We start from the raw sequence: 23882 nt of genomic DNA, 5'->3' as shown, positions 1-23882 counted from the left end.
TTTCCTCCGTTGATGATGCTCATTTCGCAACCGATGGCGGATCGACCCCTCAGTTGGTCGGGTTTGTCCCGTAGGCCGTGGCGCAGACAACTGGCGGTCACTAGGGTTTTTCTGTTATTTGTGTTCTTTTTGTCGTGGGACCGGCTCACGGCCCCCCGCTCTGCCCAACGGCGCTATCGTCGAGCCCAATGGTTGGTGCAACAGTTACTCTATTTGGGCCCTACTTTTATCAAGATCGGTCAGTCCCTTTCCACCAGGGCAGATATCATTCCGGCGGAATATATCGAAGCTTTTACCCAACTCCAGGACCGGGTCCCTCCCTTTGATTCCCGTCAGGCGATCGCCGTTATCGAACAGGAATTGCACGGGGCGATCGATGAGATTTTTCAACAATTTGAAGTTACTCCCCTGGCATCGGCCAGTTTAGGCCAGGTGCATCGGGCGGTGTTGCCCACGGGGGAAGCGGTGGTGGTGAAAGTACAAAGACCAGGATTGGATAGTTTATTAAATCTAGATTTTGAGCTTTTACATCAAACATTGCGGTTAGCCAAACGATGGTTACCCGGATTCCGTCGACTGGCCCAAAAATATGAAATTGAAGCCATTTATCAAGAATTTTTCTCCCTGCTTTTTTTGGAAATTGATTACATTCACGAAGGCAAAAATGCAGAAAGATTCCGTCAAAACTTTGCTGATTATCCCAGGGTTAGGGTGCCAGAAATTTATTGGCAATACACCACCCGCATGGTTTTAACACTGGAATATTTACCGGGCATTAAAGTGGACGATCGCCAAGCCTTGGAAACCGCTGGCATTAATTTAGATTTGGTGATTCAAACCGGTATTTGCGCCTATTTAAAACAGTTACTAGTTGATGGTTTTTTCCAGTCCGATCCCCATCCAGGCAATATGGCGGTGGATAGCCAGGGGGACTTGATTTTTTATGATTTTGGCACCATGGCGGAGGTGAAAATCATTGCCAAAGATCAAATGGTACAAACTTTTTTTGCTGTACTGAGAAAGGACACCAACCAGGTGTTAGAGGCTTTAATTTATATGGGCCTAGTGGAACCGAAAGGAGATCTAAGTCCCATCAAAAGAATTATTAATTTTTTGCTGGATAACTTTCGCGATAAACCGATTGATATTAAAGCCTTTGACCAAGTGGGGGAAGAGGTCTATGCCATGTTCCAACAACAACCCTTCCGCCTACCGCCCCAAATGACCTTTATTTTAAAATCCATTTCTACTCTGGATGGCATCGCCCGGGCCTTGGACCCCCGCTATAATTTAATCGCCGCCAGTCAGCCCTTCATCCAAAGCATCACCGTTGCCCAACCTAAACGTTCCCTAGCCATGGCGCTGCTGCAACAGGTTAAACAATTTGCCCTCGACCAATTGAACAGACCATCCCGTAACCAACAATTTCTCCAGGAATTGGCCGCCAAATTAGAACGGGGCGAGCTCCAGTTTGCCACCCGCTCCCCGGAAGGCGATCGCCTGTTGCGGAAAATCCACTTGGCCCTAAAAAGTCTCATTTTTGCCTGTTTAACGGGCTTTACTTTACTATCAGCAACGGTCTTGCTATCCACGGTCTATGCTCGTTTTGCTGTGGTGGGTTTCGGCTTAGCGGGACTATTTGGCCTCTTTTTACTGCGGTCTTTGATCAAGTTGGCCGTGCAAGAAAAGTTAGACCGACTGGTGCAAAAAAGGTAGTTAACTAAAAATTTTAGGCGCCATTAGGCTTAACAAATAGTCCTAATAAACTTCAATACTTAAATGCTCTTTCTGAAAATCTTTGGCCACGGCCTGAGGAAATTCCCACCGTACTGCTAGCTAAACTGGGTTGCCTAGCGCAAAGACCCTAGGAAGATTAGATTAGAAACAGTGCTGTCAACCAAGGGAAAAATACTGTGATTTTAGTTGTGGGCGCCACCGGCGGCGTGGGCAAAAGGGTAGTTAAATTGCTCATTGACGGAGGCCAAGAGGTGCGGGTGTTGGTGCGGGATGTGCCCAGGGCCAAAAAACTTTTTCAAGCTTGGTTTGGGGGTAGGCTACCCGATCGCCTGGAATTTTTTGGCGGTGATTTAACTATTCGAGAAAGTTTAACTCCAGCATTGATGGCCAGGGTAACGGCGGTGATTTGTTGTAGTGGCACCAAAGTTCAACCAGTGGAAGGGGATACGCCCCAACGGGAAAAGTATTACCAAGGGCTCAAGTTTTACCTGCCGGAAGTGGTGGACGTACCGGAGCAAGTGGAGTATGAAGGCATCAAAAACCTGCTGGCGGTGGTCAAAGAACATATTCAGCCCAAGGAAAACACCCTGATCGACTTTCGTCAGACTGATTCTCCCCGTTTAGCTTGGTATTCCGTTGACGATGGGGTGATGGGGGGTGTCAGCGCTAGCCAATGGCAACTGACCGGCGATCGGGCTTTATTCACCGGAGAAGTTTCCACCGCTAATAATGGGGGCTTTGCCTCGGTGCGATCGCCAAATTTTGAACCGGCGTTGGATCTTTCCTACGCTGAGGGCATTCAACTCCGCATCCAAGGGGACGGCAAGCGCTACAAATTCATTATCCGTAGCCAAAACGACTGGGATGGGCTGAGCTACTGTTACTCCTTCGATACTTTCAACAATCGTCCCCAAACAGTTTGTATTCCCTTCCAACAATTAATTCCCGTCTTTCGGGCGAAAACCGTGCCAGAAAAGGGCCCATTCAATTCTGCCCAGGTGTCCGCCTTCCAGTTGATGCATAGCAAATTTGAGTACGACGGTGGGCTAAATCCCAGCTTTTCCCCGGGTATATTTGGTCTGGAAATTGAGTCCATCAAAACCTATGCCAATCCCCTCACGCCCCAGTTCATCCACGTCAGTTCGGCTGGAGTAACCCGTCCCGATCGCCCAGGGTTGAATTTGGACGAAGAACCACCGGCGGTGCGTCTCAATGACCAATTGGGAGGCATTTTGACTTGGAAATTACGGGGGGAAGATGCCATCCGGGGCAGTGGTTTGACCTACACCATCGTTCGGCCCTGTGCTTTAACGGAGTCAGAAAATCCAGAAATGATGCAATTTGCCCAGGGGGATAATCTGCGGGGCCAAGTTAGTCGCTGGGCGATCGCCAAGTTATGTGTGGACAGTTTGCAATGGGCGGAAGCTGGGGGCAAAACCTTTGAGGTCAGTGCCAGGGAACCGGGCCGTAACCAGGCCGCTTGGCCATTTCTGCTCAAGCAACTAAATTTCGACCAACGCTAATTTTACAACCGAGTATTTTTGCTTAGTGTCACTAAAGCTTACAATCCGATCTGAAAAAGCCCACCCACTCAGGTGTCTGACTCATCCCGCCCCAGTTTTAGTCTGGGATAGGGCAAACCCTGTTGGCCAAAGGCTCGTTTAGCCCGACGGATTAAATCCGTTTGGTAGGCAAATTCATCTCGGGCGTCCATGGGATAGGAACGGAGCTTAAATTCGGTGCCCCAGATGTGTTCCTTCATCACCACCACAATGGGAATGCTGAGTTGGGTGTAGCGACTGCTGTAGGCGGCCTGGTACAAAATACGGATAACCTGTTCCACATCAACGCTGTGATCGAAGTAAAAGCTGGTGGCCACCTGGGCTTCTAAATTACCGCCATTGGCATTGGAAATCGGTTCTGTCCAGGTTTTGTTATGGGGAATGGTGACATTATTATCGTCCGGAGTTTGGAGGCAAATACCCCGCAGTCCATAGCCCGTCACTTCACCGTAATGATCTCCAATTTGAATCCGATCTCCTACCCGATAGGGCGCTTCAAACAGGGCCACCACCCCGGCAATAATGGAGCTAATGTAATCTTTAAACGCAAAACCTAGGGCCACCGCAATGGTACCAGTCAAAGCCAATAAATTACCTTCCGATAAATTAAAAAATAGGTTTAATAAATAGGAAATGGTAAATAGTAAAATTAATGCTTTGCAAAACGGTAAAGATTGTTTGACCAACAGCCGAAACCGCCGGGGTACCCGCTCCGAAATCCAGTTAGTGACCTTTTGAATTACCGCCATCAACCCATAGGCGATCGCCACAGCAATTACGGCCCGAATAATTTTTCGGATAGTCAAATCCGTCAGCAAACTTTTGGGAATTTGATCCGGGGGGGTCAACTGAGCCAAGGGCAGGGAGGACAAATGCTGAAGCCCAAATTCCCCCGCATTAGTTAAATGGATTACCGGCAAATAATGGGCAAAAGTATTTCTATTCAGAGTAAAAAAATCTGACAAAAATGTGGTATCTAACATCATCTTCCCCCCACAAAGAAATTATTATTGGCCAATTCACTTTGCAGTTGTTGATAGTAGGTGGGGCAAATAATTAAATCCCCCCAACGACGTACCAAAATATCTTCCCGTAGGAGCCGCTGTACCCTAGCTTGGATTTGACTTTCCGGTTCCCCTAAGCTCAGGGCCAAGTGCGCTGGACTAATGCGGCCGTGGATCATCAAGGAGTGGAGCAAATACAAATCTAGGTTGGTGAAGGACGGTAAGCTCGGCTGGGCGGGATTGACCTGGAACAAGGGGCAGATTTGGTCCTCATTTTCTTTGGTATTGAGCACCGATTGAGCTGGGTTTTCCCTTTCCATCACTTGCTTTTTGATCCGCAGACTCCGTAACCAAAGCTTAGCCGCAATGGAACCGATCCCCTGGGAGCAGTTCGCAAGGTTTTGCCAATAAAGTTCGACCTCTGCCTGGGCATCTGATGAAGATGAATTAGATGAATTAACACTAATTAAGTTGGCAAGATCGCCTTCTGGCTTAATAGTGCCCCATTGCCCTGTGAGGGGGATTAACCAACTGCGGAGCATTTCCCCCGTTAAGGTTGGCAGAGGACGCACGTCATCAAAATAAGCGCTAATTTGGCTGACAAAATCCAAAAAGTCCCAGGCCCAGGAATTACAACCAATCAACCAGAAGTATTGAGGATTCTGCACAGTAATTTCCCGCAAAAAACCAATGCCGTCCCAACCGCTGATACAACGCAGAAAGCATTGTTCTAAGGAAGGAATCACCACCACTGTGGTGCGCTGTTCCAAACATTCCACATCCTGGATTAAGTCCACTCCCTGGCCGTCAAACTCAATGCCTCCCTGGGCTTCTAGGGCATGGCGCAATTGGGCTGTTATGGTCAAAGGATCAGAAGGGCGACGAAAATCCCCCAGGGGGGTCACCACCTTTACCTCCAGGTCATTATCCCAACTGTTTAAGCTATCCTGCAAAATTTTGGCGATCGGCTCGACGGGATTGGCCAGAATCACCAGGCTATTGGGGGCTTCTAGGTTTTTTTGCCAGGCCTGGAGGCTATCTTCTAGGGCGGAATGAATGGCCTTGATGTAGGCGGTGGGGGTAACGAGGGAGTTAATGGATTGGAGAAGTTTTGCTTCCAAGGTGTCTGGCAATGGCGCCAAGGTCTCGGGAGAATGGTCACTCTCCTGACTTTTGTGCAACCAAAAAAACACTTTCTGCTTGAGAAACTGCCAGGCAAAACTAACCATTGCCATGATTCACTTTGCTCCGCAGATTGGGGAAAATTTTTAATAAGCGGGTAACGCGATTCGAACGCGCGACATCAACCTTGGCAAGGTTGCGCTCTACCACTGAGCTATACCCGCAAATTTCAGACTTTTATCAATATGCCAAAGAAAGATTTTTATGTCAACAATTTGGCCAGGATTTTTTTGTAGTGGCCGGGAAATCTGACTTACACTGGCCATGGATGCTTCTTTTTGCTTATCGCCATGGCCCCTTCCCCCGCTCCTCTACTATCCCTTTCCCTGCCGGAATTAACTGACTGGGTGCAAACCACTGGCCAACCGGCCTATCGGGGTAAGCAAATTCACCAATGGTTGTATCAAAAAGGGGCCCGTTCCCTGACTGCCATGACAGATTTGCCGAAGGTATGGCGGGAAAAAAATGTCCATTACCCCATCGGGCGATCGGTCATTGACCACTGTGCGGTGGCCCCGGATCACACAAGGAAATACCTGCTTCGTTTGGCAGATGGGTTGATTATTGAAACGGTGGGCATTCCCAGCAGTAAGCGTTTAACGGTGTGCGTTTCCTCCCAGGTTGGCTGTGCCATGGATTGCAATTTCTGCGCCACGGGCAAAGGAGGGTTCATCCGCAATTTAGAAAGTCATGAAATTGTTGACCAAGTGCTGACCGTACAGGAGGAATTCCATGAACGGGTGAGCAATGTGGTTTTCATGGGCATGGGGGAACCGCTGTTAAATTTGCCCCAGGTGGTGAAGGCGGTGGAATGTCTTAATCAAGTGGTGGGCATTGGCCAGCGGGCGTTGACCATTTCCACAGTGGGGTTGCCGGGGAAAATTCGCCAACTAGCCGATCGCCATTTGCAGGTTACTTTTGCGGTTAGTCTCCATGCTCCCAATCAAACTTTGCGACAATCGTTAATTCCCAGTGCCCGGCACTATCCCCTGGAGCAATTGTTGGCGGACTGTCGAGCCTATGTGGAAACTACGGGGCGACGGGTGACGTTTGAGTATGTGCTGCTGGCGGGAGTCAATGACCAACCAGTCCATGCGGAAGAATTGGCCCAAAAGTTGCGGGGTTTCCAAACCCATGTCAATTTAATTCCCTACAATCCCATTTCCGAGGTGGATTATCAGCGTCCTACGGAAGCCCAAATCAATCAGTTTGCCCAGGTTTTGAGTGACCATCGCATTGCGGTCAGTGTGCGCTATTCCCGGGGAGTGCAAGCGGATGCGGCCTGTGGTCAGTTACGGGCTTCCCGCAAGGAAGAATTAGCGGAATTAACCCCTATGGCGTGATTAGTTTTATCCCCCCTCATCCCCCTTTGAAAGGGGGGAAATAATTGTTATTTTGTTTGGAAGAGATTTACTTACAATGCCTTCTAAAATTTAAGCTTGGCCGATTTTTAGTGAGGAAATTTAATTAAATGATCCATGTGGTGGGCATTGGCCTGAATGGTGCCGAAGGGTTAACTAGTTCAACACTAGAATTAATTGCCCAAGCAAAAATATTGGCCGGCGGCGATCGCCATTTGAGTTACTTCCCGCAGTACGGCAAAAAAAGTTTAGTCATCAAGGATTTTTCAGCAGATTTAAAGAAAATCAAGCAGTTTCATCAGACTTTAAAGTCACACGAAACTATTGTTGTTTTAGCTTCCGGTGATCCCCTGTACTTTGGCTTGGGACGGTTATTACTGGAAAAATTTTCCCCGGAACAATTAAAATTTCATCCCCATTTGAGTTCCATTCAGCTAGCCTTTAATCGTTTAAAAATGCCCTGGCAGGATGCCACCATCATCAGTGCCCACGGAAGATCCAACGAGTTGCTCATACAAGCCCTGCAAAAAGGAGCAAAAAAATTAGCCATTCTCACCGATGGGCAAAATCATCCAGGGGCGATCGCCAATTTATGTTTATCTTTGGGGTTGACCACCACTTACCAAGCTTGGGTTTGTGAAAACTTAGCGGCAACAAATGAACAGATTCAAGCCTTTGATTTGCCATCTTTAGCATCCCTAACCGCAACGGATTTTTCCCCCCTCAATGTAGTGGTGCTAGTTAAACAAAAGCCAGAAAATCCCCTAATTGATCTGGATCAGTTACCCATTTTGGGCATCGCCGATCATCACTTTGCTAGCTTTGACGATCGCCCTGGCATGATTACCAAACAGCCTATCCGGGTGCAAATTTTAGCCGCTTTATCCTTGCAACCCCGACAAATTATTTGGGACATTGGGGCCGGTACCGGGTCAGTGGCGATCGAGGGTGCCCGGTTGTGTCCCCAGGGAAAAGTTTTTGCCATTGAAAAAACTAGCGCTGGTCAACGGTTAATCGAACAAAATTGCCAACGATTTCAACTGCAAAACGTCGAGGTAGTGGCCGGCTCTGCCCCGGAAGTTTTAGCCAATTTACCTACTCCTAACCGAGTTTTCATTGGTGGTAACGGTGGGCAATTAACCTCTATTTTGCAGACTTGCGGGGAACGTTTAGCGATAAATGGTTTGGTGGTGATGGCGATCGCCAGTTTGGAGCATTTGAGCTTAGCCCTGGGCTGGTTTAAACAACAACAATGGCAGGTGAAAGTGCAACAGGTGCAAATTAGCCAGAGCGTTAAATTTGCCGAACTGACCCGCTTTGATCCCCTCAATCCGATTTATTTACTCACTGCGGGGAGGAACTCCATGGGAAACGACGACCTTGGTTAACTTCCCCCAATGCCGTGTTCTACACTAAAAAGCACCACTAACATTTTCCCTTTGCCACTTTGCTATCCTCTGCTTCCCAACACACCGATGCTGCCCTGGTGGAGCTAAAAAATTTAGCCCAAACCCTATTGCCCCGGCTGGTGGAAATCCGTCGCCATCTCCATGCCCATCCCGAGTTGAGCGGCCAAGAATATCAAACGGCGGCCTATGTGGCGGGGGTGTTGTCCTCCTGTGGCCTCCATGTCGAAGAGGCGATCGGGAAAACGGGGGTGGTGGGGCAGTTGTCCGGCAAAGGAGACGATCCGCGGCTGTTGGCCATCCGTACCGATATGGATGCGTTACCCATCGAAGAAATGGTGAGTTTGCCCTTTGCTTCCCGCCATCCGGGGGTGATGCACGCCTGTGGCCACGATATCCACACCACTTTGGGTTTGGGTACGGCCATGGTGTTGTCCCAAATGGGGCATAGGTTACCGGGGGATGTGCGCTTTTTATTTCAACCAGCGGAGGAAATTGCCCAGGGGGCCAGTTGGATGATCCAAGATGGGGCCATGAAGGGGGTCAGCCATATTTTAGGCGTTCATGTTTTTCCTTCTATTCCGGCCCAGCAGGTGGGCATTCGTTACGGTGCGTTGACAGCGGCGGCGGATGATCTGGAAATTTTTATCCAAGGGGAATCGGGGCATGGTGCTAGGCCCCACGAAGCGATCGACGCCATTTGGATTGCGGCCCAAGTAATTACTGCTTTGCAACAAGCCATCAGTCGCACCCAAAATCCCCTCCGGCCCATGGTGCTTTCCCTGGGGCAAATTAGCGGTGGCCGGGCTCCCAACGTGATTGCCGACCAAGTCCGCATGGCCGGCACAGTGCGATCTCTCCATCCCGAAACCCATGCCCAACTGCCCCAATGGATTGAGGGGATTGTGGCCAACGTTTGCCAAACCTATGGGGCGAAATATGAAGTCAATTACCGTCGGGGAGTACCTTCGGTACAGAACGATGCCCAGTTAAATAAGTTGTTAGAAAATGCAGTGCGGGAAGCCTGGGGAGAATCAGCCCTGCAAATTATTCCTGAACCATCCCTAGGGGCAGAAGATTTTGCTCTATACCTAGAACACGCCCCTGGAGCTATGTTTCGTTTAGGTACTGGTTTTGGCGATCGCCAGATGAATCATCCTTTGCACCATCCTCGCTTTGAAGCCGATGAAGCAGCAATTTTAACGGGGGTTGTCACCCTCAGCTATGCTGCCTGGCAATATTGGCAAAATATCGCAATTTAACGACTTAAAATATCAAATTAACCTCTAACAATTAAAGAAATATGCTAGACATAAAACTCTCGTTACAACCAGATACGGAACAAAAACTTAAGACTATTCTCAGCAGTGGCATTGATAATGAAAGATTCGCCCAAAGTGTTATTAATTACCAGATTCAAGAACTGCAACGGGGGATTTTGAATTTGAGAATTGAACTAGATGAGTTTGAAAAAAAATATCAAATGTCGTCGGAGTTATTCTATGAGCAATTTTTCCGCGGAATTTTGAACGATGAAGCAGACTTTATGGTTTGGTCGGGTTTAGTGGAGTTGATGCACCGTGATCAATCACAACTCCAAGTACTAGAATAAGCTGAGAGTTACTCCCAAGAATATGGATAGTAAAATTGCCTTATAATCTATTAGTCAGCTATGATTCCTCAGTATCAGCTAATAAAATTAGCAGTTCAGCTTTTTTCATCTTGGAATAACCGGAGTGTCCTCTCTCTTTAGCAATTTTTCTGAGTCCAGTCACACTTAATTTTTTCAAGTCATTCCCTGATTTCCCCAAATCATCATCAGAAATTAGACGAGGTTCAGGAGTAACATAGAAAATTTCCTTGAATATATCTAATTTTTTGCCATTGGTTATACCACATTTAAGAGCAACAACATCCTTGAGACTTTCTTGCCAATATTTACGTTCAGCATTAGATATTTTATCCAGTGAAGTAGCAACTTTTACTCCAGATAAAGGATTAACCGAACGATTAATTAAATAGTCAAGGGCAAGTTTAATTTCATCTCTAGTTGCCGTTGTTAAGTTTACTTTGGGCACAATTTCCTTGCTTAAAAGTTGGGAAGATTGTTGTACAAACTGATCATCATCGGCAACGATACACCAAATTTTTGTAAGCCCTGCTTGTCTTACTGCCGCCAAAGTGAAGATATTAGCAACAGCGACAAAACTACTTTCTCCCGTTTGTTTAACAACTAAAGGAATCCAATTTCTTCCACCACAAAGATTAATTGATTCAGCTGCTTTGGCGACTAAAAACTGATGTGATTTTGTTGCAAAGAGTGGTTCAATTTCGTCAACGTGAAGATGCAGTAGAGCGCCAATTTCTTGTTTCATTAGATAAAGTATTCCTCGATTAATAGTTTGTAATGACCACGAGCAACTTTGCTGGTAAACACAGCCGGACGATAGGAAAATGCTATAGATGAAATATAGGCATAATTAGGAATTGTAAAAATTGCTTTATCTTCTTGGGCATCTGTTAACTTAGGGAAGAAAAAACTGGTTAAATCAATTTGGTCTTCCAATTTAACTGTTTCAATTATTTCCTGAATTGCCTGTTCAGCTTGTTTCCTTGATGCATCCGTTATATTTTCACCATTGAAAAAGATTGGTAATGGTGTTGGATCTGCTAATTCCGGATTAAATGCCCTTCTTTCACTACCTAGTTGGGGCAAAATTTGTTTCATGGCCATTGCGGCATTTTTAAAAGAGCTAATACTGTTATGTTTTGAAGGCATTAAAATGACATCAGCGGCAGTAATTGCCTCTTGGGTAAAGTAATTATCCCCCGGTGGAGCATCAATCAGAATATAATCGTAATCATCGGCAAATTGAGAAAGGGTTTCCCGTAAACTACCTTTTTTAACTTTCATCAATTCATGGGAAGATTTACCCAAAAAACTTTCATCAGCGGGAATAACATCAAAGCAGTTATAAACTTTCGAGTTTTTTAGTTTAATTTCATATTTGGAAATAATACCTTGCTTGTTGGATTTATTGTTCTTAACGTCTTCAAGATATTGAGACAATCTTATTCTGCTTGGTTTTATTTTGAGTAAATCAGTCAAATCTTTTTGATTTGGATCAAAATCAACTAATAAAACCCTTTTTGCATAACCTTCAGGCTTAGGAATGCAAAGAGTTGCCGCTAAATTAATAGCTGTTGTAGTTTTTCCGACCCCGCCCTTATTATTGTATAAAGCAATCTTTAAAGCTCGGTGGTCACTTTCCATATATTTACCAATTAGACCAACTGCTTCATCGATATTATCTGGGGTTAACTCAATGTTAGTTGTGAAAGGATAAACCGTTCTACCGTGGCGACGAAAAAGCTGAATATGCTTCCCGTTCGTGATTACTCCCCACTTTACTTTTTCGCAATTAGCTGCGCTGGGGTCCAAATATCTTTTCAATTGGGCAACCGCCGCCAGATAGTTCTTACTATCTGAACTTAAGTCTATTGTGTTACGTTTAATTTCAACAATTATTTCTGCCCCATTCAGTGTGTGGGAAAAGATATCATCGCCGTAATTTTTTCTACCTGCAACATCAACGAATTGTAAGCCATTTCCAACTTTATATTGTTGTACGATTTCGCCATCTGAATAGGAAAAGTTCCACTTAGCCATCATTTCGGGAATAACCAGACGCCCTACTATGTCAGCCTCATAGGCCATTGGTGGAAGATTCAATAGGGCTTGTTTCAGAGACGAATCAGACATTGTACTAATTGGGTGTCAGGGCTAGGTGATTGAGGCTATTGTTAGCATCAAAAATAGTTCTTTGTAACTTACCAGAGAAGCTGAAGGAAAAATCCTGCCAAATCCACATCCCGGGCTAATTCGCATAATCATTCATAAGTTTCGAAATCATAGTAACTCAAAAAGACTATAAAAACTTGTAAATTATAAGTTTATTTTTAGAGCTGGGGAGATTTCACCTCGGCTACGGTCAGGGTTTCCATAGCGATGCCAGCAGAATGTTAAGTTTTATGTATAGATTTAACGTTACTGGTACGCAGGATAATGAAAGTAGAGTAGTTTAATTGCCTAGATTTTTAGCCAACGATGACCCATTCCCCTGAATCCAACCCTACTGTGAGCGCCGCCGAAGCCGCTGAACTGATCCGTTCCCTGTTGCATAAAGAGGGCACTTGGGTAGATTGGGGTAAAAAATGTCAGCAATTACAGAAGGCAGGTTACGGTGCTGAAGAAATTTTTGAGCAGTCCGGCTTCCAAAAAGTGCAACAAAATTTGGTGATTGTGGCTAGTCAAGTGTATGAAAGTCTGGTCAAGCAAGGCATCGATGAAACGGTACTATCCTATTATCGGGGTCCCAAAAGTGACGTGCTGTACGAACTACGCATCCTCAACCATCAACAACGGGCGATCGCCGCAGTGGAGGCCCAGCAGAAGAATTTGGCTGCCGATGAAGCGAAGGAATTGGCTAAGGCATTTCAGGAATTTGGTTACCTGTCCCAACTGCCAGAAGGTTTTACCGACCATCCTGGGGACGCATTGGCCTATCAATGTTGGAAATTAGCCCGGCAGAAAAAGAATTTGCCGGAAAGAACCCGTTTAATTGTCAAAGGATTAAAATTCGCCCATTCCCCCAACGCCCGTCAGGCGATCGAAAAATTACTGACTGATTTAACCGCCCAGCCTAGCCGGAAAGCTCCCTTAGTGCCGGTGTTTCGCCTCGAAGAAGACCAGGAAGCGGCCCGACTCATTCCAGTGGCGGGGACTTTTCCCCTCCAGCCCCAGGCGGTGCAGGCAGTGCAGTCTTTAGAACAGGTGGAACCTTTTGGTTTAGTTAGTTACCAAGGGGAAGGGGCGGTGGTGCCGGTGCCCCAGTGGCAAGCAATTTTGACCGCGGAAGATCCGGTGGCGATTTTTTGTCCGGCAGGGCAAGTGTCGGAATCCCTAGCCCGTAAGGATGAACAGGTTTTGGTGGTGGTGGATCGCAGCAAAAAAATTTGGAATGATGGCAGTTATTTTCTGCTCAACCAAGGAGAAACAGTAGCAATTCAATGGTGCGAAACAGAGCCAGAAAGGGAGATTTTAGCCCAGGTGGTGTTGGTGCTCCGACCGAAGAAGATTTTCGATGCCAACAACCTGCGGGAACCATGGCAAATGGATGATTAGATTGGCGGTTTGCTCATCGGTGGAAAATCCCAGGGGCAAAAATCTTGGAGTAAGCTAAAGGAAAAAGTTTGAGTTGCTCCCCATGCGTATCGACCTTTCCTTGCTTTTAAGTGACCAAAATTTGGATGCTGGGGCCCCTACCAGTCAGCGGCAGTTGCGGATAGCCGTGGCGGCCAAAGCGGATGACCATGATCGCCGGTTGCCTTTGAATTTGTGCTTAGTATTGGACCACAGTGGCTCTATGGATGGTCAGCCTTTAGAAACGGTTAAAAGTGCGGCCTTGGGGTTGATCGATCGCCTGGAGGAAGATGATCGCCTTTCGGTCATTGCCTTCGACCACCGGGCCAAAATTGTCATTGAAAATCAACAGGTGCGGAACGGGGCGGCGATCGCCAAAGCCATTGAAAGGTTAAAAGCGGAAGGGGGCACCGCCATTGATGAGGGGTTGAAACTGGGCATTCAGGAAGCGGCTAAAGGTAAGGAAGACCGGGTTTCCCATATTTTTCTGCTCACCGATGGGGAAAATGAGCATGGGGATAATGACCGTTGCCTGAAACTTGGCACGGTGGCATCGGACTATAAGCTCACGGTTCATACCCTTGGTTTTGGCGACCATTGGAATCAGGATGTGCTGGAGGCGATCGCCGCTTCGGCCCAGGGCAGTTTGAGTTATATCGAAAATCCCAGCGAAGCGTTGCATACCTTTCGCCAACTGTTCCAACGCATGAGCAATGTCGGGTTAACCAACGCCCATCTCCTGCTGGAATTAGCGCCCCAAGCCCATCTTGCCATCGTCAAGCCCGTGGCCCAGGTATCGCCGGAAACCATGGATTTAACCGTGCAAAACCAGGGAGCAATTGAGGAAGTGCGTCTAGGAGATTTGATGACCGACCAAGAAAGGGTCTTACTGCTCAACCTTTACCTAGACCAATTACTGCCGGGGCAACACGTCATTGGCCAAGTGCAAATTCGTTACGATGACCCTGCTTCTGGGCAAACCAATCTGCTGTCCGACCCGTTACCCTTGACCATTCAGGTGCAAACCCAGTACCAACCCAGCACCGATGTCCAAGTGCAGGAATCCATTCTCACCCTGGCTAAATATCGTCAGACCCAAATCGCTGAAACTAAGCTCAAAGCCGGCGATCGCCAAGGGGCGGCCACCATGCTGCAAACCGCCGCCAAAACCGCCCTACAAATGGGCGATAAAAATGGCGCTACTATTTTGCAAACCAATGCCACCAGACTTCAATCCGGGGAAGATTTATCCGAAGGCGATCGCAAAAAGACCCGCATGGTCAGCAAAACCACTCTCCAACCGCCCTCTGCGCCATCAGAGCATTAATACAGATATCCTAGGGCTTTCCCAACTTGAGTTCCGCCTAAAATCTGGTGGTGGAAGGACTAGTTACCTGCACATCTAAGGCCGCCTTGGGGTAGGCAATCCGTTGGTGATGGAACTGTTGCCACACCCGTACGAAAACATCGGCAATAATGGGCAATTCTTCGTATTTCAAGCCACTATCCTGCAATTGGTTATCTCGCCAGCGGGCCTTAAAAATACGGTTAACCATGGCCATGGCGGTTTCTGGATTGGCTTCTCTGAGGGAACGCAACGCCGCCTCACAACTGTCCGCCAGCATCACAATGCCGGTTTCCCGAGACTGGGGAATGGGACCGGTGTAACGGAATTCCTCTTCATTAACTGGCGGTTCCCCCGCCCTTTCCGCCGCTTCCTTGGCTTGGATATAAAAATAGGAAATCAACATTTGTCCCTGATGTTCAGGAATAAAGTCCCGCACCACCTGCGGTAAACCGTAACGTCGGGCCATCACCAACCCTTCGGAAACGTGTTTTTTGATAATGTCCACACTGACGTAGGGATCATTGATTTCATCGTGTTTATTAGGGCCCCCCATCTGATTTTCAATGAATCCTAAGGGGTCGTGCATTTTGCCAATGTCATGGTACAAAGTTCCGGTTCTCACCAGTTCAACGTTACAGCGCAATTCCCTGGCCGCCGATTCAGCTAAACAGGCCACAAATAGGGTGTGCTGGAAAGTACCAGGGGCTTCTTTGGCCAACCTTTGTAGCAGGGGGCAGTTGGGATTGCTCAATTCCACCAACCTGGTGGGGGTCACCACGTCGAACAATCTTTCTAGGTAAGGGGAAACCCCGATCGCCATGGCACTCCAAGCCAAACCGAGTAGGCCATAGACAATGGCACTGGGCAGAGCAGTGTACCAAATAATTGTGACCGCTGAGGCGTTAACAATTAAATATGTGAATAAATAAACTATGCCCTGGGTGGCCCCTACCCCTACCCCCAACAGGGCCAACTCATCCCGAGAACGGAGCTTACTGGCAATCATACCCGCTAGCAAGGCCGCCGCTGCACTGCCCAATAAGTATTCCCAAACAATGGATTCCATGGCAAAGGCGGACAATCCCCCCACCAATACCACTTGGGTGATGGCCAGGGTGGGGCCATAAAAGCTACTGGTGAGCAAACTGATGGCCGGCAGGTTGTTATAGACCGGGTCAAGCAAAAATAAGACTGGAGTGCTAACGCTGAGCAAACAGAGGAGAATATGGTCCCGCCGCCGTAGGGGCCGATGGATACGCCGACTTACTCCACAGAAAATAATTAAAGCGCCCCCCACCAACCCCGCTGTCCGCAACAGGCCTTGCCAGTTCACCTGGCGCTGACTCAGGCCATAACCGTCCAACAAAACAAATTGCTCTTGGGTAATGACTTCCCCCGCCCGCACAATCACACTGTTTTTCTCGGCGGATACTTTGACGTTTTCCATGGCCAGTACCGCTTTTTCCGCCAAGTTTTTGGTGGCTTCCTTGTCAACAGTCAGATTATATTTATCCTTGAGTAAATTATTTAAGCTATTCTCCGCCACTTGGTGGGCCTGGGGGGGCAAAATGTTGCGCAAATGGAGTTGTACCGTTTCCCCCAACAGAGGAGCAGTGATGCCCGCCGGTAGGCCCTGGGTGAGAATGCGGTCATGGACTTGGATAATGGTCTGTTGGGTAGTTTGCCAGGTGGGCCCGTCTAACTTCAATGCCCCGATCTGGTTATTGGTAATCTGGCGATCGGCCTTAACCTCCGCCAAGCGAGCCGTCACCCGACCATATCTATCCTGGGCGGTCCTGATGCTGGTGAGTAAGCCCGCCATGGTCTCAGGGGAAGTGGTGGCTTTTTGTTGATCAAATAACTGTTGCAGTTTGGCCAACTGGGGTGAAGCCATGGGCAGTGGCTGGCCATAGCTAATATAATCTTCCAATTGTTGCCATTCCCCTGGCCCCAGACTACGGAGTAAATGTTGCTGCTCCAGGGTAAAAATCTTGGTGTCTATGTAGGGAAAGGTACCGGCTAGGTAGCGGAGCTGGTTGATGGCATCCAGATATTGACTTCTTTCTTGTTTGAGTTGGGCGGTTAACTCGTTATCCCTTTGTAGGCGGGGAATGGTACCGGCCCGCACTTCCTTCCGCTTTTCCTCTGTGGTTCTTTCGTCCACAAAACTGCCATCTTCCGGGGCGTAAATGGTGTAGGGAGATTCGGTGCCAACGCTGAGCTGGGGCTGGTTATAGAAACGGTAACCCACTACCCCGGTGAGGGACACCACTGTAATACCCAACATCACTGGTGGGTGGGCAATGCGTACAAACCTGGAGCGGTGGATTTTTTGCCAAATGGTTTCATCTTGGGAAGTGGAGGCCGTGGTCCTGGGGAGAGGATGGCTAGAGGCAGTGGACTTTTTTAGTTGGGACGCCACTGCTTGGCGGAGGGCAAAAATTGCTTTCATAGCACCAATGGGTGGGCAACGGCTGGAAAATGTTGGGCTGTCCAGTTAATTGCCATGGGTGGGGAGGATCTGTGCATATTCCTGTTGAGAGACCAATTTTAAACTAGATCGACGTTGCATTCCCAACGGGGGAGCTACAGCCAAGGCGGGGTTTTCCTGGCCGGAACCAACACTAAGACGACCGGACCATCTCCGCCAAAGTTGTTGTCCTAAGGGCAAAAAGTTGGCGCGCACTGTGGAGCGATGGTCTGTTATTAGAGCTTGTTGGCTAATCTGCATACCATTATAAGCTCCCACGAGGGCGAGGGTTAAGGGGGACAAAATCCCCGGATAAGGATTCTGGCCAGGGTGATTCACTTGATTTTTCCTCGGGGGTGAAAGGGCGATCGCCTTTGATGCAGATTGTTCTGCCATTCCTAGTTGGCGAAGAATTAACCGGGGTTGAGCGGGGTTTTGACCCCAGAGATAAATGGCGGTGCTAACCATATGGATCCAGGGATCGGCAGTTTGGCCCGTGGTTCTGGGGGAAACATAATTTTCTAAACATGCGGCGATCGCCGTTAGGCCCTGGCGTAACTCTGGGGAAAATGCCGGGGCCGGAGTAACTGGCCACCATTGCGCTGGTGCTCTCAGTAGGGCTGGCAACTGGTGAATGGCAAATCTTTCCGACAGGATAAGGGTCAGTAGTCTTTGCCATAGTAATAAGGCGGGCTCGGCCTGGTCACCACCGACCCATGCAGGGCAATGATTCTGACAAAGATGGAACCAGTGGGATAGATCCTGCCTAAAGCCGAAGGGATTTTCGTAATGGTAAAGAGCTAAAACAATTAACCAATTAACTAACTCTGCCGTAGTTAAGGCTGGCTGTTGGGACAAAGCATTTTGCCAAAATCTTTCCGGCAAAGGAGTTTGGTAAGGCTCGGATAATATGTACTGCCAGGGTTGGCCCCATCGGAGGCAATTAGCTTGATTCTGATGGTTTTCATCCCAGTCTTTTCCCCCCAAGGCCAGGAGTAAGGAAGCTTGAAAGCGGGAGAGGGGAGAAAGGGCCATGGTGGAGCGGTAATCTGGAACAGTGTTGAATGTAGGAAGTTTGGAATTTGTCCATCATTGATGATTTTGGTTGCCCCCAGGAGTCAGCTATCTCCGCCCTCCGATCGCCATGGTTAAAAATGTTGCGACAGCACCGGGCGATCGCCGTTATTCGCACTGATTCCATCGACCTAAGTCTGCAATTGGCTAAGGTGGCCATCGAAGCAGGCATGGGGCTAGTGGAAATTACCTGGAACAGTGACCAGCCGGGGGAAACCATTGCTCACCTGCGTCATCAATTTCCCCATTGTGCCATTGGTACGGGTACAGTCCTCTCTCAGGAGGATTTGCTCCAGGCCGTTGCCAGTGGAGCCCAATTTTGCTTTACCCCCCACAGTGAGCCAGAATTAATTACCAGCGCCGTGGCCCATGGCATCCCCATTATTCCCGGTGCCTTTTCCCCTACGGAGATTGTCCAAGCCTGGCAGAGGGGAGCCACCGCCGTCAAAGTTTTTCCCATTAAAACCTTGGGAGGAGTGGACTACATTCAAGCTCTCCAAGGTCCCCTCGGCCAAATTCCCCTTATTCCCACCGGAGGGGTAACTTTGGCAAATGCCCAAGCTTTCCTAGCGGCCGGAGCGATCGCCGTTGGCCTATCTGGACAGCTATTCCCCCCCAATTTAGTAGCAATCAAAGCCTGGAGAGAAATTGGCGATCTAATCCGTACTTTGTTGAAAGAAATCCAGACACCAAGGGGCTGATAGTACAAAAAGACGATTAACCCCATGGGTAAAAGCAGGGGAGCCACTAAAGTTCACAGGTTTACACCGAATTTTCCATTTGAAAAGTAGTAAATCATACAGAAAACAATCATGTAAAAATTGAATACTCTAATGGTTTGATGTCCGAAAAAGTCTAGTTTCTTCTATTCTTCGACCAAATCTATGGCAGGGCACTATCACAGAGCTGGCTTAATAATTTGGGAGAAATGGGTGGGGGCGGACTTTCGTAGAACAATGTAGATTAAAGTACAAAATGTCTAATTCGATATTGTCTAAACTAAATGTGGGTGAGAGGAGTCCTGTTAATCGGACACATTCCTCGCGTACGGAGGCAGAAAAGTCATCCCTTTTTCGCTTTGTACGCCGTAAAATTAATTCTCCCTGGTTGGCCTGTGTTCCCTTAACAGCCCTGATTGTGGCAATCTGGAACGCCGCGGCGATCGCCCAAGACACAGAAATTGTCAACATCACCGTTGAAACCGTTAACGAAAATGTTGCCACTCTCCAGGGAACCCTTAATGCCATCTGGATTTTGATAGCCGCCATTCTGGTTATCTTCATGAACGCTGGTTTCGGGATGTTGGAAACCGGCCTTTGCCGGCAAAAAAATGCCGTTAACATCCTGACCAAAAACCTGATCGTTTTCGCCTTGGCCACCATAGCTTACTGGGCGATCGGTTTTTCCTTGATGTTCGGCAGCAGTGGCAATCCCTTCGTCGGTTTCGGGGGATTTTTCCTGAGCGGCGACCACACCAACTATGGATTAAGCCCATTTCCAGAAGGATTGCCCGTAGCAGTATTCTTCTTGTTCCAGGTTGCGTTCTCTGCTACCGCCGCCACCATTGTTTCCGGTGCTGTAGCTGAGCGGATCAAGTTTAATGAGTTTTTGATCTTCAGTGTTCTGTTGGTTGGTATTGCCTATCCCATCACTGGTCACTGGGTTTGGGATGCCGGCGGCTGGCTTTACACCATGGGCTTTATGGACTTTGCCGGTTCCACTGTGGTTCACTCCGTTGGTGGTTGGGCTGCTTTGGCTGGAGCTTTCCTTCTCGGTCCCCGCTTAGGTAAATTTGTTGATGGCCGACCCGGCGCTATCCCCGGCCACAACATGGGTTTTGCCATGCTTGGTTGTCTAATTCTCTGGATCGGCTGGTTCGGTTTTAACCCCGGTTCCCAATTAGCCGCCGATCAAGCCTGTGCCTACATTGCCGTTACCACTAACCTTGCTGCCTCTGCTGGTGGTCTCACCGCTACTTTTACCTCCTGGCTCAAAGATGGTAAGCCTGATTTGACCATGGTAATCAACGGTGTACTGGCTGGACTGGTGGGTATTACCGCTGGTTGTGCTGGAGTATCCTACTGGGGGTCTGTCATCATTGGTGGTATCGCTGGAATTTTGGTGGTCTACTCCGTTGCCTTCTTCGACAAAATTAAAATTGATGACCCCGTGGGTGCCATTTCTGTTCACTTGGTCAACGGTGTTTGGGGAACCCTGGCAGTGGGCTTCTTCAACATGGAGAAGGGCTTGTTTTACGGCGGCGGCATCAACCAGTTAATCATTCAAATCGTTGGTATTCTGGCGATCGGTGCTTTCACCGCTATCTTCAGCTTCGTTGTTTGGGCTATCCTCAAGCAAACTATGGGCATCCGGGTGTCCGGCGAAGAAGAAATGATCGGTTTGGACATCGGCGAGCATGGCATGGAAGCTTACACTGGCTTTGTTAAGGAAACTGATTCCTTTGGTAGTGCTGTCTCCGGTGCCACTGTCCCTGAATAATTCGTCTGGGCTGGAAGGATAAAATTTATCCTTTCACCGACTGCAGGCAAATTAATTGTCATCAAACTGGCAAAAAATAGTAACTATCTTCAAGGGGGTCGGTTTTTCCGCTCCCCTTTTGTTGTTTGTTAGGAGCAACAGATGGTTAGTGGAAAAAGTTTACATGTTAGGGAATGCCGAGGGCCGATTCTACTATCACCATAAACAGCCAGGGCGAATTAGAATCCCCATGGCTCACCTGGGGAAGAATCCCAAATTCAAAAAAGCCACCAAATAAGCCTGTCGAAAACCTATCGCTCTTCTATCAGTGTAGGTGGGAAGGTAAAATAATTGGAGCAATAATAAGGTCTCCTAAAGCCATTACTGCCTTCTTCAATTTGTCAAATAAGCAATGGAAGTTTCTCAATAACTGAGGTGTATAAATCACCGTCATCCACGGCTTTAATAAATTAAAGTAACATAATGGCTGAATTATTAATTTCATGTTGTTAAGTATGTTTTTCCATCCATTTTTTTGATTTGTTTAAGGAGTTATCATGCGGAGGCAAATTTTCTATCTGAAGACTTACCATTAAATATACGCTCATCACTATTTCCCGCCATTTTTCTATTCTGGAATAGTCCATTATTCTAAAATCTGCCCACCCCAGTTCATTCTTTATTTGCTTTAATCCATACTCTATCCAGTTCCTTGCTCCATATAAGTTACCCACTTCTTTATATTTTATTTCTGATACTTTTGTCATAATACAATACGTTGAATTTGACGGCATTTTCTCCTTGTTATCCGTTACTTGCCAATATCTTTTTTCCCCTCTCTTTCCATAAATAATTTCTCTCACGTATCTTATTTCCGACTTTCCACTTGCAAATTCTCTCTCAAATTTTCCCCATTTGTTCGCTCTTACTCTTTCCTCTTTCCCAAGCCAGACTCCATGATTACTCCTTATAGCTAGTACATATTCTAGATTTTCTTTTTCTAATACTCTTACAAAGTTTTCGCTGCTCTCTCCATATTCACTATCTGCTAATACTACCTTTATATTGAAACCAAGCTCTTTTATTTCTTTGATAATTTCCCCTGCTATTTCTGGCTTATTTTTGTATTTATCCCCCTCTTTTAGTCTTGTCTCTGGTTTATATACTTTGCTGATTAATGGTACTGTCATTCCCTTTATAATTCCATAACACATCACCTCTACTATTCCATTTTCTATTTTTCCTAGATTGCCAATATACTGACGCGCAACATAATCTGTCTTTCTTCCTTTTTTCCTATCCCCTGTTTCGTCTATGATCATTGTTATTGCTTCTCCTTTCGCAAAACTCAGAATTTTATTAATTCTTCTTTCCCTTACCTCCTCTAACGACCAAGGGCTGTTACCGAAGAAATAGTCAAATCCTTGTCCATTTTCTAGTCCTACTACCTTAGCTATTTCTGCGAAGGTTTTTCTCTTTATATTCGCAATTAATCCTAGATGCAAGTATTCAAAGCTTCTCATTCTCACTTTTGGAAATAAAATAAGCCTCTGTATCCTTCGCAGTATTTGTCAATGAATTATACTGTTTCTTTTGCTTCACGTGGGGCAACCATATACCACCTCCGCATTTCAGACTATCTTCTCCGTTTTATCCTACCCACAATGATAGAAGAGCGATAGTTAACTTTTCTTGGGTGATAATCGAATCTTGAGCCAGTTTCACTCAAACAATTCTTTTGGCATTTCCATGAATAAATTGCACATTTAGATCAAACCCATTTCTCCTAGGTTTTTTCTTAGTCGATCTGCCTCCGGAGATTGCCGTTGTTCGTAAAGGGCGATCGCCTGTTGGAAAGCATCGACACTTTCCTGAATTAGCCCAGCTTTAAAGCTAGTAACAGCTAAGTTTTGATAGGCTTCAGCATAATCCGGTTGCAGGGTAATAGCCTCTTGATAACCTTTAATAGCTTCTAGCAAATTCCCTTGGGCTTTGTAAATCATAGCTAGATTAAAAAAGGCGATCGCCTGGGATGGATCAATGTGAATTACTGCTTGATAAAGCTTAATTGCTTCGCCCAATTCCCCCAAGTCTTGTAAAAAAGCACCGTAATTAATCAAAGCACCTAATTTTAGCGGCAATAAAATTTCTTCATCCAGGGCTTTTTGATAATGCTTCCGAGCCAGTTCCCATTTTTGTTGGCGACGGTAGGCGTTGGCCAAATGGTAATGCAATTCAAATCGCACAGGGATGGAAGCTGTATTGCTTTTTAGACCCTGCTTGAGTAGTTTTACCCCTTCTTTTTCATCCCCCAAACTAAAATATAAGGCTCCCAACTTACTGCAGAGGTAAGGATCCTGGGGATTATCCACCCTGGCTTTTTCGAGTAAATGCTTGGCCCGTTGGGTTTTGCCCCGTTGCCTGAGTAAAGTAGGGTCATAGCCCTGGTGCAAAATGGCCACCCCCGGTAGGTCAATCACTTGCCAATCCGGTTCCTGGGTTAATAAGGCCAACACACTGTCGTCAATGGTTTCGTGGTAAGCACGGTTAAATTGCACTGCCGGATGACGACGAAACAGTCGGGATACCAAGGAATAGGGAGATTGATTACTGCCCAGTTCGTGGCGCATTAGGTTCACCACTAAGGCATTGTCCATGGCGATCGCCTTTTCGATGCCATCTTTTACCAAAATATTCAACCTTTCGTCCGCGTCGAGGACTAAAACCCAATCTCCAGTGGTGGCCGCTAGGGCCTGATTGCGAGCCAGGGCAAAATCATCCTGCCAAGGCACAGTGATCACCTTAGCTCCCGCCTGGGTGGCAATTTCCACTGTGTTATCGGTGGACCCTGTATCTGCTATGACTATTTCGTCCACTAAACTCGCCACACTGGCCAGGCAATCTCCTAGGAAAGCGGCTTCGTTTTGAACAATCATGCAAAGGCTGAGGCGAGGCATAGACATTCAGGCAAAATTGGCAAAAGGTCAGTCAATCATCCTAACCGAATTGTCCGGTAAGATGGGTGTGGTTTCCAAGCAAAATAGTCCCTTACCCTTG

18 protein-coding genes and 1 tRNA gene are annotated in these 23882 nt (G+C 47.2%); 10 read left to right on the top strand and 9 right to left on the bottom strand.

The genetic code is table 11. The features are described from left to right. The first annotated feature begins 12 nt into the window (after positions 1 to 12). Together SYNPCCP_RS13950 and SYNPCCP_RS13945 are read left to right on the top strand one after the other, a co-directional pair. Complete coding sequence (locus SYNPCCP_RS13950) at positions 13 to 1716, top strand: AarF/ABC1/UbiB kinase family protein (protein WP_010873874.1); 1704 nt, start codon at positions 13 to 15, stop codon at positions 1714 to 1716. Positions 1717 to 1913: 197 nt separating this feature from the next. Continuing rightward, positions 1914 to 3260: a CIA30 family protein gene (locus SYNPCCP_RS13945; protein WP_010873873.1), complete on the top strand. Its 1347-nt coding sequence runs from the start codon at positions 1914 to 1916 to the stop codon at positions 3258 to 3260. Between the two features lie 68 nt (positions 3261 to 3328). On the opposite strand, the gene SYNPCCP_RS13940 is transcribed toward SYNPCCP_RS13945, so the two are convergent. The 3 genes from SYNPCCP_RS13940 to SYNPCCP_RS13930 all read right to left on the bottom strand — a co-directional run bounded on the left by SYNPCCP_RS13940 (position 3329) and on the right by SYNPCCP_RS13930 (position 5649). After that, positions 3329 to 4285, bottom strand: a complete 957-nt coding sequence (locus SYNPCCP_RS13940; protein WP_010873872.1) for a mechanosensitive ion channel family protein — start codon at positions 4283 to 4285, stop codon at positions 3329 to 3331. After that, entirely contained in the window at positions 4282 to 5532 is a 1251-nt protein-coding gene (locus SYNPCCP_RS13935; protein ID WP_223211298.1) for an AsnC family protein, read from the bottom strand. The genes SYNPCCP_RS13940 and SYNPCCP_RS13935 overlap by 4 nt, the downstream gene beginning before the upstream one ends. Positions 5533 to 5577: 45 nt before the next feature. Next, positions 5578 to 5649: transfer RNA gene (locus SYNPCCP_RS13930), tRNA-Gly, on the bottom strand. 126 nt (positions 5650 to 5775) lie between these two features. On the opposite strand from SYNPCCP_RS13930, the gene rlmN reads away from it, so the two are divergent. The 4 genes from rlmN (at position 5776) to SYNPCCP_RS13910 (ending at position 9864) form a co-directional block, all read left to right on the top strand. Continuing rightward, positions 5776 to 6828 (top strand): 23S rRNA (adenine(2503)-C(2))-methyltransferase RlmN, encoded by a 1053-nt coding sequence (gene rlmN / locus SYNPCCP_RS13925; protein ID WP_010873870.1) that lies wholly within the window; start codon positions 5776 to 5778, stop codon positions 6826 to 6828. 128 nt (positions 6829 to 6956) lie between these two features. Then, a complete protein-coding gene (locus SYNPCCP_RS13920; RefSeq protein WP_010873869.1) occupies positions 6957 to 8234 on the top strand; it encodes a bifunctional cobalt-precorrin-7 (C(5))-methyltransferase/cobalt-precorrin-6B (C(15))-methyltransferase in 1278 nt (425 codons plus the stop codon). Between the two features lie 98 nt (positions 8235 to 8332). After that, positions 8333 to 9514 (top strand): M20 family metallopeptidase, encoded by a 1182-nt coding sequence (locus tag SYNPCCP_RS13915; RefSeq protein WP_010873868.1) that lies wholly within the window; start codon positions 8333 to 8335, stop codon positions 9512 to 9514. A gap of 41 nt (positions 9515 to 9555) precedes the next feature. Next, positions 9556 to 9864 (top strand): hypothetical protein, encoded by a 309-nt coding sequence (locus tag SYNPCCP_RS13910; protein WP_010873867.1) that lies wholly within the window; start codon positions 9556 to 9558, stop codon positions 9862 to 9864. A 58-nt stretch (positions 9865 to 9922) separates the two neighbouring features. Here SYNPCCP_RS13910 and SYNPCCP_RS13905 read toward each other — a convergent pair whose 3' ends face one another. Together SYNPCCP_RS13905 and SYNPCCP_RS13900 are read right to left on the bottom strand one after the other, a co-directional pair. Beyond that, positions 9923 to 10627: a Rho termination factor N-terminal domain-containing protein gene (locus tag SYNPCCP_RS13905; RefSeq protein WP_010873866.1), complete on the bottom strand. Its 705-nt coding sequence runs from the start codon at positions 10625 to 10627 to the stop codon at positions 9923 to 9925. Then, a complete protein-coding gene (locus tag SYNPCCP_RS13900; protein ID WP_010873865.1) occupies positions 10627 to 12015 on the bottom strand; it encodes a ParA family protein in 1389 nt (462 codons plus the stop codon). Before SYNPCCP_RS13900 ends, SYNPCCP_RS13905 begins: the two co-directional genes overlap by 1 nt. 345 nt (positions 12016 to 12360) lie before the next feature. Here SYNPCCP_RS13900 and SYNPCCP_RS13895 point away from each other — a divergent pair, with 345 nt between their 5' ends. Together SYNPCCP_RS13895 and SYNPCCP_RS13890 are read left to right on the top strand one after the other, a co-directional pair. Further along, positions 12361 to 13437 (top strand): RuBisCO accumulation factor 1, encoded by a 1077-nt coding sequence (locus tag SYNPCCP_RS13895; RefSeq protein ID WP_010873864.1) that lies wholly within the window; start codon positions 12361 to 12363, stop codon positions 13435 to 13437. Positions 13438 to 13519: 82 nt separating this feature from the next. Next, positions 13520 to 14782, top strand: coding sequence for a VWA domain-containing protein (locus SYNPCCP_RS13890; protein ID WP_010873863.1), 1263 nt, complete (start codon positions 13520 to 13522; stop codon positions 14780 to 14782). A 37-nt stretch (positions 14783 to 14819) separates the two neighbouring features. Here SYNPCCP_RS13890 and SYNPCCP_RS13885 read toward each other — a convergent pair whose 3' ends face one another. Both SYNPCCP_RS13885 and SYNPCCP_RS13880 read right to left on the bottom strand, forming a co-directional pair. After that, complete coding sequence (locus SYNPCCP_RS13885; RefSeq protein ID WP_010873862.1) at positions 14820 to 17255, bottom strand: HD family phosphohydrolase; 2436 nt, start codon at positions 17253 to 17255, stop codon at positions 14820 to 14822. 45 nt (positions 17256 to 17300) lie between these two features. Then, positions 17301 to 18308, bottom strand: a complete 1008-nt coding sequence (locus SYNPCCP_RS13880) for a hypothetical protein (RefSeq protein ID WP_010873861.1) — start codon at positions 18306 to 18308, stop codon at positions 17301 to 17303. A gap of 119 nt (positions 18309 to 18427) precedes the next feature. Between SYNPCCP_RS13880 and SYNPCCP_RS13875 the strand changes: the two genes are divergently transcribed. Beyond that, a complete protein-coding gene (locus SYNPCCP_RS13875) occupies positions 18428 to 19048 on the top strand; it encodes a bifunctional 4-hydroxy-2-oxoglutarate aldolase/2-dehydro-3-deoxy-phosphogluconate aldolase (protein WP_010873860.1) in 621 nt (206 codons plus the stop codon). Between the two features lie 274 nt (positions 19049 to 19322). Further along, on the top strand, positions 19323 to 20846 hold the full coding sequence (locus tag SYNPCCP_RS13870; RefSeq protein ID WP_010873859.1) for an ammonium transporter: 1524 nt from the start codon (positions 19323 to 19325) through the stop codon (positions 20844 to 20846). Positions 20847 to 21334: 488 nt separating this feature from the next. Here SYNPCCP_RS13870 and SYNPCCP_RS13860 read toward each other — a convergent pair whose 3' ends face one another. Then, a complete protein-coding gene (locus SYNPCCP_RS13860; RefSeq protein ID WP_071822662.1) occupies positions 21335 to 22348 on the bottom strand; it encodes an IS701 family transposase in 1014 nt (337 codons plus the stop codon). Positions 22349 to 22591: 243 nt separating this feature from the next. Continuing rightward, positions 22592 to 23782, bottom strand: a complete 1191-nt coding sequence (locus tag SYNPCCP_RS13855) for a tetratricopeptide repeat protein (protein WP_228670063.1) — start codon at positions 23780 to 23782, stop codon at positions 22592 to 22594. Positions 23783 to 23882: the final 100 nt, after the last annotated feature.

The organism is Synechocystis sp. PCC 6803 substr. PCC-P, assembly GCF_000284455.1.
Taxonomy (GTDB): domain Bacteria; phylum Cyanobacteriota; class Cyanobacteriia; order Cyanobacteriales; family Microcystaceae; genus Synechocystis.
This window is presented reverse-complemented; position numbering and strand designations above follow the sequence as displayed.